The organism is Oscillospiraceae bacterium, assembly GCA_022483045.1.
In the GTDB taxonomy this organism is placed as follows: Bacteria; Bacillota; Clostridia; order Oscillospirales; family Acutalibacteraceae; genus Caproicibacterium.
This window is the reverse complement of sequence record JAKVOA010000001.1, coordinates 1,568,096-1,582,174: the sequence shown is the minus strand read 5'-3', so window position 1 is coordinate 1,582,174 and position 14,079 is coordinate 1,568,096. Positions and strand designations below refer to the sequence as shown.

Annotated in this window: 12 protein-coding genes; 5 read left to right on the top strand and 7 right to left on the bottom strand. The window is 52.8% G+C overall.

The window, feature by feature from the left end; translation table 11 throughout:
• Positions 1–181 precede the first annotated feature (181 nt).
• From LKE53_07595 to prmC, 5 genes are all read left to right on the top strand, one after another.
• Positions 182–1,540 (top strand): FG-GAP-like repeat-containing protein, encoded by a 1,359-nt coding sequence (locus LKE53_07595; GenBank protein ID MCH3972606.1) that lies wholly within the window; start codon positions 182–184, stop codon positions 1,538–1,540.
• A 72-nt stretch (positions 1,541–1,612) separates the two neighbouring features.
• Positions 1,613–2,317, top strand: a complete 705-nt coding sequence (locus tag LKE53_07590) for a response regulator transcription factor (protein ID MCH3972605.1) — start codon at positions 1,613–1,615, stop codon at positions 2,315–2,317.
• Positions 2,305–3,843 (top strand): HAMP domain-containing histidine kinase, encoded by a 1,539-nt coding sequence (locus LKE53_07585; GenBank protein MCH3972604.1) that lies wholly within the window; start codon positions 2,305–2,307, stop codon positions 3,841–3,843. The genes LKE53_07590 and LKE53_07585 overlap by 13 nt, the downstream gene beginning before the upstream one ends.
• On the top strand, positions 3,818–4,786 hold the full coding sequence (locus LKE53_07580) for a DUF1385 domain-containing protein (protein MCH3972603.1): 969 nt from the start codon (positions 3,818–3,820) through the stop codon (positions 4,784–4,786). The genes LKE53_07585 and LKE53_07580 overlap by 26 nt, the downstream gene beginning before the upstream one ends.
• On the top strand, positions 4,783–5,646 hold the full coding sequence (gene prmC, locus LKE53_07575; protein MCH3972602.1) for a peptide chain release factor N(5)-glutamine methyltransferase: 864 nt from the start codon (positions 4,783–4,785) through the stop codon (positions 5,644–5,646). The genes LKE53_07580 and prmC overlap by 4 nt, the downstream gene beginning before the upstream one ends.
• Before the next feature lie 77 nt (positions 5,647–5,723).
• Here the strand turns inward: prmC and cysS are convergent, their stop codons facing one another.
• The 7 genes from cysS to cadA form a co-directional block, all read right to left on the bottom strand.
• The gene (gene cysS / locus LKE53_07570) at positions 5,724–7,145 is read right to left on the bottom strand and encodes a cysteine--tRNA ligase (protein MCH3972601.1); all 1,422 of its coding nucleotides are present in this window, start codon (positions 7,143–7,145) and stop codon (positions 5,724–5,726) included.
• Between the two features lie 28 nt (positions 7,146–7,173).
• Complete coding sequence (gene cysE, locus LKE53_07565) at positions 7,174–7,878, bottom strand: serine O-acetyltransferase (GenBank protein ID MCH3972600.1); 705 nt, start codon at positions 7,876–7,878, stop codon at positions 7,174–7,176.
• Between the two features lie 329 nt (positions 7,879–8,207).
• Positions 8,208–8,780, bottom strand: coding sequence for a CDP-diacylglycerol--glycerol-3-phosphate 3-phosphatidyltransferase (gene pgsA, locus LKE53_07560; protein ID MCH3972599.1), 573 nt, complete (start codon positions 8,778–8,780; stop codon positions 8,208–8,210).
• Positions 8,764–10,140: a 30S ribosomal protein S12 methylthiotransferase RimO gene (gene rimO / locus LKE53_07555; GenBank protein ID MCH3972598.1), complete on the bottom strand. Its 1,377-nt coding sequence runs from the start codon at positions 10,138–10,140 to the stop codon at positions 8,764–8,766. Before rimO ends, pgsA begins: the two co-directional genes overlap by 17 nt.
• Positions 10,133–10,750 carry a recombination regulator RecX gene (locus LKE53_07550; protein ID MCH3972597.1) on the bottom strand — a complete coding sequence of 206 codons (618 nt, stop codon included), beginning with the start codon at positions 10,748–10,750 and terminating at the stop codon, positions 10,133–10,135. Before LKE53_07550 ends, rimO begins: the two co-directional genes overlap by 8 nt.
• Before the next feature lie 37 nt (positions 10,751–10,787).
• Positions 10,788–11,969: a recombinase RecA gene (gene recA, locus LKE53_07545; protein MCH3972596.1), complete on the bottom strand. Its 1,182-nt coding sequence runs from the start codon at positions 11,967–11,969 to the stop codon at positions 10,788–10,790.
• A gap of 258 nt (positions 11,970–12,227) precedes the next feature.
• Positions 12,228–14,072, bottom strand: a complete 1,845-nt coding sequence (gene cadA / locus LKE53_07540) for a cadmium-translocating P-type ATPase (GenBank protein ID MCH3972595.1) — start codon at positions 14,070–14,072, stop codon at positions 12,228–12,230.
• Positions 14,073–14,079: the final 7 nt, after the last annotated feature.

The window sequence follows — 14,079 nt, the reverse complement described above, 5'->3', positions numbered from 1 at the left end:
TTCTATATTTTTAAGAAAGCCGCCCTGCGGACAGCATTGTCCAGTACAGGGCGGCTTTTTGCGCCCTGTTTCACTTTTTCGGGAAAACAGGGGGCGCGCTGATAACAGATTTGATACTGTTCATTCTGTTTAAAAAATGCTATACTAAGAAGCAAAGTATGCAGATAAAGGAGGTGAGCGTGTGAAACAGCGAAAAAGGCACAGCGGCTGGCAGACGGCAGCGCTGGCAATGGTGCTTTGCTTTTTGCTTTCTGGCTGCTCTATTAGCGGGCTGGACGCGCGCTCTCTAATGCGGCCGCCCAAGCCGACCGGTGAAAAAGCGAATATTTATACATTGCTTGAGGCAAAGGCCGGGCGCAGCTTTACCCTGAAATATCCGGCAGAGGGCGACTACCGCTCTGCCATTATCCAGTACAATCTGTGCGGCGACTCTACACAGGAAGCAATGGCCTTTTATCAGCGCGGGGACGACGACACCACGGTGAACCTGCTGTTTACCGAAAAGAAAAACGGCAGATGGACAGATATCGGCTCGTTTTCCAATGCGGGTGCCCAGGTAGACCGCGTCTGTTTTGGCGACCTCAACGGCGACGGCAAAGATGAAGTCATTGTCGGTTGGGGCAGCAGCACCGGCGCTGCCGGCAGCATCTCTATTTATTATTACCAAAAAGGCAAAATGAATGAAATGAAACTGGACCAGACCTACAATGGTATGACAGTCATGGATTTTGACGGCGACGGCATAAAGGAGCTTTTGACAGTCAGCATTCCACCGGACGGTCAACAGCAGTTTACCGCACAGCTCTTTAAGCTGAAAGATGCCTCCCTGCAGGTGATGGGCAGCGCTAAACTAGACGCGGGCATTTCCAAGCTTGCGGATATTAAAAGCGGAAAAGTCAGCAAAAACCAGCCCGGTGTCATGCTGGACTGTATCCAGACCGACGGCAAAACAATCAGCGAGATTTTGTATTGGAATAAAACGAAAAAAACGCTGAGTACACCGCTGTACAATGCCCAGGCGCCCCAGCAGAATGTGACGCTGCGGGATTTGTCGCTGCCCTGTACGGATATTAACAGCGACCAGATTTTAGAGTTCCCCATTGTTATGCGGCTGCCGGGCTATGTCGGCTCTGCATCAGACGATGTCGGCAGCGAGACCAAGTGGACTCGTTTTGACGCTGCCAGCGGCGACTATACCACGGTTTGTGCGACAATTTCCAATGCACGGGACGGCTACCGAATAACGTTGCCAGACAAATGGAGCAGCAACAGCATTACGACAAAACAGGATGCAAGCGCACGCACGCTTACCGTATCTTCCTTTGATATTTCAAAAGGGACCGCCGGCAAACCCCTCATGGTGGCGCAGGTGTTTACCCAAAGCGAATGGAGCGCAAAGAAAAACACCAAGGGCTTTGAGCAGGTCCTTTCAGACGGCAGCCTGATTATCGCCGTTTCCTGCCCGACACCGGGCGATTCCCTCGCGGTGCCGGCGGCACAGCTAAAAAAGTGTTTTCAATTCATTACTTCAGAAAGCTGAAGCCAACAGGCACTGCTTTTCAAGGGCCGCCGGCGGCTGCGGGCCGCCGCGGATTTATATACGGAGGTAGTTATGAAAAGAATACTGGTAGCGGAAGATGAGCAGGCAATCCGCGAATTTATTGTCATCAACCTGAAACGTGCCGGCTACGACGTGACTGAGGCAGAAAACGGCGACCAGGCACTGGAAATCTATGCTCAGCAAAACGGCGACTTCGATGTTGCTGTGCTGGATATTATGATGCCCGGCAAACATGACGGCCTTGCAGTCTGCAAAGAGCTGCGCCACCAAAGCGGCTTTATCGGCATTATTTTGCTGACTGCACGCACACAGGAAATGGACAAGGTCAGCGGCCTGATGATGGGTGCCGATGACTATGTGACAAAGCCTTTTTCTCCCAGTGAGCTGGTTGCCCGAGTGGATGCGGTTTACCGCCGAGTTGCCCTGGCACAAATGCGTGACGAAAACAATTTTACGGAAGAAATTCGTTCCGGTGAGTTTTCTCTCAATCTGCGCAGCCGTACGCTGATGAAGGGTGCTAAAAATATCGAACTGACCCAGGTGGAGTTTCAGATTATGGAGTATTTTTTCAGCAATCCCGGTACAGCACTGGATCGCAGCGCAATTTTGCGGCATGTATGGGGCGAGTCTTATGTGGGCGAGGAAAAAATAGTGGATGTTAATATCAGAAGACTGCGCATGAAGGTAGAGGACGAGCCCAGCAATCCAAAGCATATTGTGACGGTTTGGGGCTTGGGATATAAATGGGAAGCCTGAAAGCAGAGGCTGCACAGGTGGCAGCAAATGAAGAGGAACGCCGCAAAAATACGAAAAAAATTTCACAGCGCTGGCTGCTCAATTCCCTTGGTATGACCGTCTTGGTCCTTGTTGCCATTATTGTGGCGACTTCTCTTATGGTGCGCAGCAATACTTACGGAAGCATCCAGACTGCAATCGATTCTCGCAGCGAAGAGCTGACCAATGTCTTTGCCAATAACGGTCTGCGTACTTCCAGTGCTTTCAGCACGGCAGCACGGCAGTATGTTGAGAATTTCCCCAATAAAGAAAGCATGGAGCTCATGGTCTTCAATGCCCACGGCGATATCATCAATACCAGCCTGGGCTTTGCGCCGGACGGCAGCGAAGATATGCCCGACTACACTATGGCCATACAGGACAAAAAAGGTTATGGCACCTGGACCGGCTATCTTTCCAGCGGAGAAAAGGTTATGGCGGTCACGCGCGTGCTGCGTAGCGACAGCGGCAAGTCAGTCGGCGCCATTCGGTATGTCGTTTCCCTTTCCAATGCAGATCGGCAGATTTTGGTTGTTGTGTTGCTGCTGATTTTAGTGGGGCTGATTGTCATTGCACTGGTGCTGCTGTCAGGGCGGTACTTTATCCGCAGTATTTTAGGCCCGATTCGCCAAATCAGCAGTACAGCAAAGCGTATTGCGCAGGGCGACTTTCAGGCACGCATCGAAAATTACCAGGATGATGAAATCGGCGATTTGTGCCGCACAATCAACGACATGGCCAAAGAATTGGGTACCACCGAGCGTATGAAAAACGACTTTATCTCTTCTGTTTCACACGAGCTGCGTACGCCCTTAACGGCAATCAAGGGCTGGGGCGAAACGCTGCAGTCCGGCGGACTGGATCAAGAGAGCTTTAATAAGGGTATGGACGTTATCCTGAAAGAAACCGAGCGCCTTTCCGGCATGGTCGAGGAACTGTTGGACTTTTCACGTATGCAGTCCGGCCGCATGACGCTTACCATGGACCGCATTGACATTTTGGCCGAGCTGGGCGAGGCTGTCTATATGTTCAGCGAGCGTGCCAAAAATGAGGGCAAATTCCTTTTATATGAAGAGCCGGCCATGCTTTCGCCGGTTTTGGGCGACGTAAACCGTTTGCGTCAGGTGTTTGTCAATATTCTGGATAATGCTTTAAAGTATACGGACCGCGGCGGAACCATCAATGTGGCTGCGACCGAGGCCGAGGGGTTCATTCAGGTGGCTATTAGCGACAACGGCTGCGGTATTCCAGCAAAGCACCTGCCAAATGTTAAAAAGAAATTTTATAAAGCGAATCAAACCGTGCGCGGCTCCGGCATTGGGCTGGCGCTGGCAGATGAAATTATGCGCCTTCACTCTGGCAGCTTGGATATTGAAAGTCAAGAGGGCGTGGGCACTGTTGTGACCATTACAATCCCGACTATCCAAAAGCTGCGGGATCACCTGCAGGAAGAGCACAATAAACAAAGCCAGGAAGAAAGGGATGCAGATGACAGTACAGAAACCTAAAAAATGTATTACTTCTATTGGCGGTCAGGCACTGATCGAGGGCATTTTGATGCGTGGTCCACACCGCATTGAGGTGTCGGTGCGCACCCCCAGCGGTAGCATCGACTCAGAAGAACTGCCGTATGTCTCTTTGTGGGATCGCTACCCGGTTTTAAAGCTGCCGATTTTGCGCGGCGTGGCATCTTTTATTGACAGCCTCTCTATGAGTAGCCGGGCGCTCAATCTTTCCGGTGAAAAATCCGGTATGACTGAGATTGAGGAGGAAGAAGAGGAGAGCAAATTTGACCGCTGGCTTGAAAAACATTTCGGCGATAAACTGACAAATATTGTTATGGTAATCGGCAGTGTACTGGGAATTTTACTGGCGGTGGCGCTTTTCTTTATTGTGCCGACAGTGCTGTTTAACCTGCTTGAGGGGGTCACCGGATCCTCTATTGCTGGGTGGCGCAGTCCCTTTGAGGGGGTGCTGCGGCTGCTGATTTTTGTTGTATATATCGGCCTTGTCGGTTTTCAGCCGGATATTAAGCGGATGTTCCGCTACCATGGTGCCGAGCACAAAACAATTTTCTGCTATGAAGCTGGCTTGCCCCTGACCGTTGAAAATGTAAAGAAGCAGGGCCGCTTTCACCCGCGCTGCGGCACCAGCTTTATGGTGCTGATGATTTTAATTGGCGTATTAGTCGGTATTTTTATTCCATTTTCCAATCCCTTCCTGCGCACCTTTGTCAAGCTGCTGTGCATTCCTATTGTTATGGGTTTAGGATATGAGCTGATTCGCTACTGCGGACGGCACGAAAACCGCCTGACGCGCATCATTGCCGCGCCGGGGCTATGGATGCAGCGCCTGACAGTAAAGGAACCGGACGACAGCATGATGGAGGTTGCTATTGCTGCCATGCAGAAAGTGATTCCGGAAAATGGAGAGGATAGGATTGTTCCATGACAAATGAGCAGAGTTACCTGCAGGCGAAAAAAATTTTGCAGGAGGCCGGCAACGAAAGCCCCGCTTTTGATGCGATCTGTCTGTGCAAAAGCGTTTTGGGTCTGGATCGCCCCGGTTTGGCTGTGCATGGACATGAGCAGGCAGCTGCCGAAAAATCGCAGCGCCTGCTGGCTTTAGCGCAGCAGCGTGCAGAGGGAGAGCCACTGCAGTATCTACTGGGCAGATGGCCGTTTCTCAATTTGGAACTTGCGGTTGGCGAGGGAGTCCTTTGCCCGCGGGAGGAGACTGAGCTGCTGGTACAGACAGCGGCGCGTCTACTGCCAAAAGGGGTGCGCGTGTTGGATCTTTGCGCGGGCAGCGGCGCGGTTGGGCTTGGCTTAAAAAGCCTGCGCGCGGACCTTGCGCTTTTCTGCGGAGAAAAATATGAGCGTGCACTGAAGTATTTGCGCGAAAACTGCCGGACATACCGGCGGCTGCAGGTGATGCCGAAAAGACTGGATGCTTTTTCGGCTGCCGATGCCGCAGCTTGTGGCAAACTGGGCGGTTTTCTCTGCAATCCGCCGTATGTGCGGGAAGGGGAAATCCCAGGCCTGCAGCGGGAGCTGCAGCACGAGCCGCACGCCGCACTTGATGGTGGCACGGACGGCCTGCAGTTTTACAGGGCAATCGCGCAGCTTTGGCTGCCGCAGCTTGTGCCAGGCGGCTTCTGCGCGGTGGAAATCGGCGAAAGTCAGGCGGCAGCAGTTTCGTCTCTGTTTGCGGCGGCCGGCCTGCAAAAAATCAGTGTATTAAAGGACTTCAATCAGTTTGACCGCGTGGTCTATGGCTGGCGCGGTGAAACGGAGAAGCCGTCCATATGAACTTGAATTTCTGTAAATAAAAAGGGCAGACAGAAAAGCTTTTTTGCTTTTTCTATCTGCCCTTTGTTCATTCTATTTTATGCTTTGTGCCACTTGACGCCCTGCGGGGTGTCTTCCAGCACGACTTGGCGTACTTTCAGTTCATCACGGATGCGGTCGGCCTCAGCCCAGTTTTTGTCTTTGCGGGCCTGTGCACGTTGCGCAATCAGGTTTTCAATTTCTGCGGCGTCATCATCGGCGGGTTCTGTGCCCGGCACCGGGCGGCTGTACAGCAGGCCAAGTACATCTGCAAGCTTTGTAAACAGGTCGTAAGCGTATTGACAGATGGCTTTGCCAGGCGCTTTTTCCGCGGAAAGGTCAGTGTTGATTTCTTTTGCCATATCAAACAGCGCGGCGATCGCATTGGCAGTGTTCAGGTCATCGTCCATGGCGGCTTCAAAGGCGGCGCGGCAGTTGTCTAGCTTTTCGCGCACAGCGCTGTCGCTGTCTTTGGCGATTTCAGGTGCATGCTGCAGCACGAAGGCGAGATTGTCGCGGCAGTGATACAGGCGGTCCAGAGAAGATTTGCACTGCCCAATCATTTCTACGCTGTAGTTAATAGGCATTCGGTAATGTGCTGAAACCATTAAATACCGAATCGGCTCATAGCCAAACTGCTCAGCTACATCGCGCACGGTAAAGAAGTTGTGTAGGCTCTTGCTCATTTTCTGATTGTTTACATTGATGTAGCCGTTGTGTACCCAGTAGTGGGCAAACGGCACGCCGTTGCAGCATTCGCTCTGCGCAATTTCGTTTTCGTGGTGCGGAAAGATAAGGTCCTGCCCGCCGCAGTGAATATCGATGGTTTTACCCAGATACCGACGCACCATGGCAGAGCACTCAATGTGCCAGCCGGGCCTGCCTTTTCCCCAGGGGGATTCCCAGTAGGGCTCACCCGGCTTTGCGCCTTTCCACAGGGCAAAGTCCATGGCGTCTTCCTTAATTTCGCCGGTGGCAATGCGTGCGCCTGCCTGCAGGTCCTCTAGCGGCTGATGACTCAGCTTGCCGTATTCTTTATCTTTCAGAGTACGGAAATACACATCGCCGTTTGCAGTGGGGTAGGCATAGCCTTTTTCAATCAGCGTAGAGATAATCTGCTGAATGCCGTCAATATTTTCAGTGGCTTTGGGGTGTACGGTTGCCGGGCGCACATTCAGGCCGGCAGCGTCTATTTTGTATTCTTCAATATAGTGGCGGCTTACTGTCAGGTAGTCGCTGTTTTCTTCATTTGCTTTATTGATGATTTTGTCGTCAATATCTGTAAAGTTCTGTACAAACGTGACTTTGTAGCCGCGGTACTCCAGATACCGGCGCAAAACGTCAAACACGCAGATTGGGCGGGCGTTGCCGATATGGATGAAGTTGTAGACCGTGGGGCCGCAGGCATAAATTTTTGCTTCATTGGGTGTAATCGGTACGAACTCTTCTTTTTTTCGCGTCAGCGTATTGTACAGTTTCATTTATTAAAATCTCCCTGCAGTAGTATTATTATTTGGCGGCTGCCTTTTTTGCGGCATTTTCTGTCTGTAGATCATAGTTTTCTTCGTAACGGCGGTCGTCCTCGGCCTGCTGCATACCAATGCGTTTTTCAATATGCTCCAGCAGCACATTCATGCGGCAGAGTTCCTGCGAAACCGGGTCGGTTACGTGTACCTGGTCCAAGTTGTTTGGCCGAACCCCATTGATGCGCACAACCCGCGCCGGTACACCAACTGCAGTGGCATTTGCCGGCACTTCGTCCAGCACCACTGCGCCGGCGGCAATGCGCGCATTGTCGCCGATTTTCATAGGTCCTAAAATTTTTGCGCCGGAACCAACCAGGACATTGTTGCCCAAAGTCGGGTGGCGCTTGCCTTTGTCTTTGCCGGTTCCACCCAGGGTGACGCCCTGGTACAGGGTACAGTTGTCACCGATTTCGGTAGTCTCGCCGATGACGACGCCCATGCCGTGGTCAATGAACAGACCTTTGCCAATTTTGGCGCCGGGGTGAATCTCAATACCGGTTTTGTGGCGAGCTCGCTGGCTGATCCAGCGGGCAATAAAGGGGTGGCCTTTTTCAAGCCACCAGTGTGCGTGGCGGTAGCTGCGCACGGCCTTAAAGCCGCTGTAGAGGAAATAAACCTCAGTCCGGCTGCGGGCAGCCGGGTCGCGGTCCATAATTGAGTCGATTTCTGATTTTAGATTTTTAAACATGACTTCTCCTTGCATAGACACGCGAAAAACAGAGCGCGAAAAAAGCCTCCGCCTGTGCACAAAGTTCCTGCACAAACGGAGGCGAAAAGTCAGTTTCCGCGGTTCCACTCCGGTTTCTCGCTCTCGGCTTTTAACGGCTCCCACCGTGCAGGGATTTTCCCCTGCCTGCTCCCGGACGCATTCTTCGCAGGGATTTTGCGAAAAGCAGTTTCAGCCTAATGCTGCTTTCTCTCTGTCGCGGTTGCCCTGTTACTTCTTCCGTTCTCAGCATTTTATACCAATGCTTATTATATGTTGACAGGACGAAAATGTCAACTGCGACGGGGGCTTTACTTCATTTCGCCGATAACATGGCGGTTTTGTTGCATGTAAATCACGCCGCTGATAATTGCCAGTACGCAGGAAATGCCGATCAGCAGGTTGCCGACAAGGTTGAGGGTTGTCATTGTGCTTGCGGAAGCAATACCGAATTCACCTAAAATCTGAAACAGCAGTACAAAAAAAACGGCAATAATCTGTGAAATGGTTTTGCTTTTGCCCCATTTGTTTGCGGCAATCACTTTGCCAGACTCTGCCCCGACCAGCCGTAGAAAGGTAATGGCAAATTCGCGGAAAAGCAGAATCAGCACCAGCCAAACATTGCACAGATCTAGTTTAACAAAACAGATGAAAATAGAGAGAATCAATATTTTATCTGCCAGTGGGTCTAAAAACTTGCCGAAAGCGGTGATCATTCCCCGCGTGCGGGCAATCTTCCCGTCTAAATGATCTGTATAAGAGGCGAGCAGGAAAAAAAGCATGGCCCACAGATAATGCCCCCAGACCTGCGGCAGCAACAGAAAAGCGACAATGACCGGCACCATAATCATGCGGGCAATCGTCAGTTTATTTGGCAGATTCATGCTCTGCACCTCCTTCTTGCAGGTGCAGCTCGCCCACAAGGTCGCCGTCGATACAGTCTGTTACGAGTACCGGGACAAACATACCATAACCGGGTTTTGATGTTCCTTTTGGTACAGTAAAAAAGACTTTGCCGTCGATGTCGTCCGGGGCCTGTGCAGCGGTACGGCCAAACCAGCACTCCGCGTAGCGGTCCCAGCCTTCGCACAAGACTGTTTGGATTGTGCCGGCCAGCCTTTCGCCGGCGGTTTGTGTGCGATCCATCTGGCCCTCCATAATCAGCTCAGCACGGTGCTGCTTTACGTCTTCCGGAATCTGATTCGGCATTTTGGCGGCGGCTGTTCCCTCTTCCTGTGAGTAGGGGAAGCAGCCCAGCCGGTCAAACGAAACTTCTTTTACGAATTCGCATAATTCGGTAAAGTCCTGCTCAGTTTCGCCGGGGAAACCGGTAATTAGTGTCGTGCGCAGGGTGACGCCCGGTACTTTTTCTCGAATATGCGCAATCAGCTTTGTCAGCATTTCGCGGTTTCCCCAGCGGTGCATAGCTTTTAAAATCGGTCCGCTGCAGTGCTGCAGCGGCAGGTCAATATAGGGCAACACTTTTGGCTCTTGTGCCAAAACGTCCAGTAGGTCATCTGTCAGGTAATCCGGGTAGCAGTACAGAAAACGAATCCAATGCAGGCCGTCAATTTTGCACAAGCGGCGCAGCAGGGTGGGCAGCATCAGCTTGTGGTCATAGAGGTCCCAACCGTATTTGGTTGTGTCCTGCGCAATTAGCGTTAATTCTTTGGCACCGTTTTTCACTAACGTCTCGGCTTCTGCTACAATTTCCTCTATAGGACGGCTGCGGTAACGCCCACGGATAAAGGGGATGGCACAGTAGCTGCAGCGGTTGTCGCAGCCCTCTGCAATTTTCAGGTAGGCATAATAGCTTGGGGTCAAAAGCCGGCGCTCGCCGCACAGCGGTAGCTTGTCTTTTTCGGGGAAAGACTGTGGGTGATTTCCCGCCAGCGCCGCGCGGCAGACCGCATCAATATCGGCGTCTGCGCCAATGCCACACACAGCGTCACATTCCGGCAGCTGCTGCATAATCTGCTCGCGGTAGCGCTCGGCAAGGCAGCCGGTCACAACGATTGCTTTGGGGTGCCCTTCTTTTTTTAGGTGTGCCAGTTCCAGTATTTCGTTGATGCTTTCCTGTTTGGCGCTTTGGATAAAGCCGCAGGTGTTGACAATGGCAACATCGGCCAGCGCCGCGTCGTCCATCACTTTCCAGCCTGCATTTTCCAGCGCAGCCAGCATCATTTCTCCATCAACCTGGTTTTTGGCGCAGCCCAGGCTTACGATTCCAACCGAATCAGCCATAGTATTCATCCTCATTTGTTATATATCGTTTTAATGCGGCGCGGATATCATCGAAACCGTATCCCAGCCGCTGCAGGCACGCCGTAGCGCGGCGCCTGTCTTTTTCATCGCTTAAGTCGCGGTACTTTTTCTGCAGGACCTGCGCAATTGCCTGTGCAGGTTCCGGCTCGTTTTCCGCAGCGGCGGCCTCAATCAGGGCCAGGGAAATGCCTTTGCGCGAAAGTTCATAGCATACGCGGCGTTTTGCATAACCCTTGCGGTACAGCTCGCGGGCATAGCGTTGTGCAAAATCGCTATCATCTAAAAGGCCAAGGTTCTCCATCTTGTCAGCGGCGGCCTGTGCCGCGGCACGCGGCACAGTACGGGCAATCTTGTCAGTCAGCTCTTTTTTTGAGTGGCTGCGGTGTTCCAGCAGATACAGCGCTTTTTCGCTTGCACGGTGTGCGTCCGAGTGCTGCAGCAGGTCGTGCAGCTCTTCATCGGTCACGTCGCAGCCGAGTTTCCACCCCGCCTGTAGCAGGGTTTCTGTATCTACACTCACGGCATATTCACCATCCAAAAACAAAGCGGTCCGGCTGTGCCGCCGGGGCTCCATTGCTGTCAGTTCCACCGGATTTGTCCTTCCTTTGCTTTAGTCATCGTCTGCTTTAGTCGTCGTCATCCTCGATGTCGATGTTTACAGCAGGGGCATGCGGGGAAGCAGGCGTATTTTCCGGTTTCTTTTCCGCGTTGTCTGCTTTTGCGGGTGCGGCTGCTTGCAGCGGCCGGGCTGCCGCAGCGCGCGGAGAAATAGTCTTTGCATATAGTTTATCCGAATTTGCACGGATTTTTGCTTCAATTTCGTTGGCCAGTTCCTGATTTTCCAGCAGCAGCTTCTTTACATTTTCGCGGCCCTGCCCCAGGCGCTGTCCATTGTAAGAGAACCAGGCACCGCTTTTTTCTACGATATCCAGTTTTGCGCCAAGGTCCACAATTTCGCCAACATGGGAAATGCCCTCACCATACATGATATCAAATTCTGCCGTACGGAACGGCGGCGCAATCTTATTTTTGACAACCTTTGCCCGGGTGCGTGAGCCAACCTGCTCAGTGCCGTTTTTCAGAGTTTCAATTTTACGGATATCCACACGTACAGAAGCGTAAAACTTCAGGGCGCGCCCGCCGGGGGTCACTTCAGGGTTGCCGTAAATCACGCCCACTTTTTCGCGCAGCTGGTTGATAAAGATAGCGACACAGTTACTTTTGCTGATGGCGCCGGCCAATTTGCGCAGGGCCTGGCTCATCAGGCGTGCCTGCAGGCCCACGTGGCTGTCGCCCATTTCGCCCTCAATTTCCGCGCGGGGAACCAGCGCCGCGACAGAGTCGATAACAATGACATCGATTGCGCCAGAGCGCACCAGTGCTTCGGTAATTTCCAGCGCCTGTTCGCCGGTGTCTGGCTGACTGACCAAAAGGCTGTCGACATCTACGCCAAGCGCAGCCGCATAGACCGGGTCGAGCGCATGTTCCACATCGATAAAGGCGGCATTGCCGCCGCTCTTTTGTCCCTCTGCTACGCAGTGTAGAGCAAGGGTGGTTTTGCCGGAACTTTCAGGGCCAAAAATTTCAATAATGCGTCCGCGCGGAAAGCCGCCAATGCCTAGGGCCATATCCAGCCCAAGGCTGCCGGTTGAGATAGCTTCTACGTGCATGGCCTCGTTTTGCCCAAGGCGCATTACGGCGCCTTTGCCAAATTGTTTTTCTATTTTAGAGAGGGCCGTTTTCAGGGCTTCTTCTTTATTCTGTGCGTCCTGCGCGGCTTTGTTTGCCGCCTGTTTGCTAGTTGCCATTGGCTGTATTCCTCCTGAAAGTCCGGTGCATTTCCGGGCGGGGTTTTCGCTTGTCAGCAGAATCCTTTCAAGCGCATTCTGCAGATGTGTAGTATTAGTATACCGTAAAGGCAGGGAAAAAGCAATATATTTAAAACATATGTTCGCACTTTTAAAAGTAAAACATTTAGGGGAAAGCAAGTGCCCTTTTTGCCGCGGTATCTGACAAAAAAGCCCATGCCGCAAAAGCACGGCACGGGCGGTAAAGAATTCGAATTTTCAGCGCAGACGCAGTGCGCGAGAGGCATTTAAAATAGCGAGAATGGTTACGCCGACATCGGCGAAGACCGCCGCCCACATGGTGGCAAGCCCCAGGGCGGAAAGAATCAGCACAATCAATTTAATGACAAGCGCAAAGACAATGTTTTCATGTACAATGCGCAGGGTCTTGCGCGAAATGCGGATAGCGGCGGGCAGCTTTGCCGGGTCGTCGTCCATTAAAACAACGTCTGCCGCCTCAATCGCGGCGTCGCTGCCCAGTGCTCCCATGGCTACACCCACATCCGCGCGGGCCAGCACAGGTGCATCGTTGATGCCGTCCCCCATAAACACCAAGCTGCCATCTTTTCGCTGCAGCAGTTCCTCTACAGCGTCGACCTTGCCGCCGGGCAGAAGCTCTGCACGCACTTCCGCAATTCCCAGCTTTTCTGCAACGGCCTGTGCAGCTTGCTTGCTGTCGCCGGTCAGCATGACGACATGGCGTACGCCCGCCTGCTTCAGCTGTGCAACCGCCTCTGCGGCGTTTTCTTTGATTTCATCTGAAATAATCAGGTAACCCAAATAGGTTTTATCAGAAGCAACATACACAATGGTGCCGGGGGCAGAGACTATTTTGGGCGCAAGGCCTGCCTCCTGCAGCAGGGCGCTGCTGCCCGCCAGTACCCGGTGGCCGTCTACCTGTGCCTGCACACCGCGGCCGGCGATTTCTTTGACATCTGTCACACGTCCTTCGGCAGCCGACTGTCCCCATGCTGCCCGTAGAGAAGCGGCAATCGGGTGGCTGCTGTAGCTTTCGGCGAGGGCTGCGGTTTCCAGCAGCTGTTCTTTAGTAGCCGGCGGCACAGGCACTGTCTGTGTTACGCGGAAAGTTCCCTTTGTCAGAGTGCCCGTCTTGTCGCAGACAACGGTGCCGGTTTTCGCTAAGGTTTCCATATAGTTGCTGCCTTTAATCAAAATGCCGCAGCGCGAGGCGCCGCCGATGCCGCCGAAAAAGCTGAGCGGAACGGAGATAACCAGCGCGCACGGGCAGGAAACAACCAGAAAGTTTAGTGCGCGCATGACCCAGTCCCGAAACGGCAGATGAAACAGCAGCGGCGGCAGCACTGCTAGAATCACGGCCGCAAAGACGACAATCGGCGTATAAATGCGCGCAAATTTGGTAATAAATGCTTCGGACTTTGCTTTGTGGCTGCTGGCATTTTCCACCAATTCCAGTACTTTTGAAACGGTCGATTCCCCGTACGGTTTTGTTACACGAATGTACAAAAGGCCGCTGCCGTTAATACATCCACTCAGGGCTTCGTCGCCGGCCGTTATGCGGCGTGGAACGCTTTCGCCTGTCAGAGCAGAGGTGTCTACGGTGCTCTCACCTTGCAGCACAGTACCGTCCAGCGGGATCCGTTCACCGGGCTTTACGGCAATGGTACTTCCGACCGGTACTTTTTCCGGTGCGGTCACCTGCAGGGAGCCATCGCTTTGCTGCAGGTTGGCGCTGTCGGGGCGAATGTCCATCAGCGCGCTGATGCTTTTGCGGGAATGCCCCACAGCACTGTCTTCCAGCAGTTCGCCAACCTGATAAAACAGCATAACGGCAATGCCCTCGGCGTACTCGCCCGCGCACAGTGCGCCAATGGTGGCAACGCTCATTAAAAAGTGCTCGTCAAATACTTTGCCATGGGCAATATTCTTTATGGCCTCCCACACAACATCGTAGCCGATGACTACATAGGGTACCAGGAACAGTGCCAGCCGCCACGGGCCTTTCACCGGCAGCAGCAGAGCCACTATCAGCAGCGCAGCGCTGACAAGAATACGGCACAGGGTTTGTTTTTGCTCTTTTTCCATAAAAATT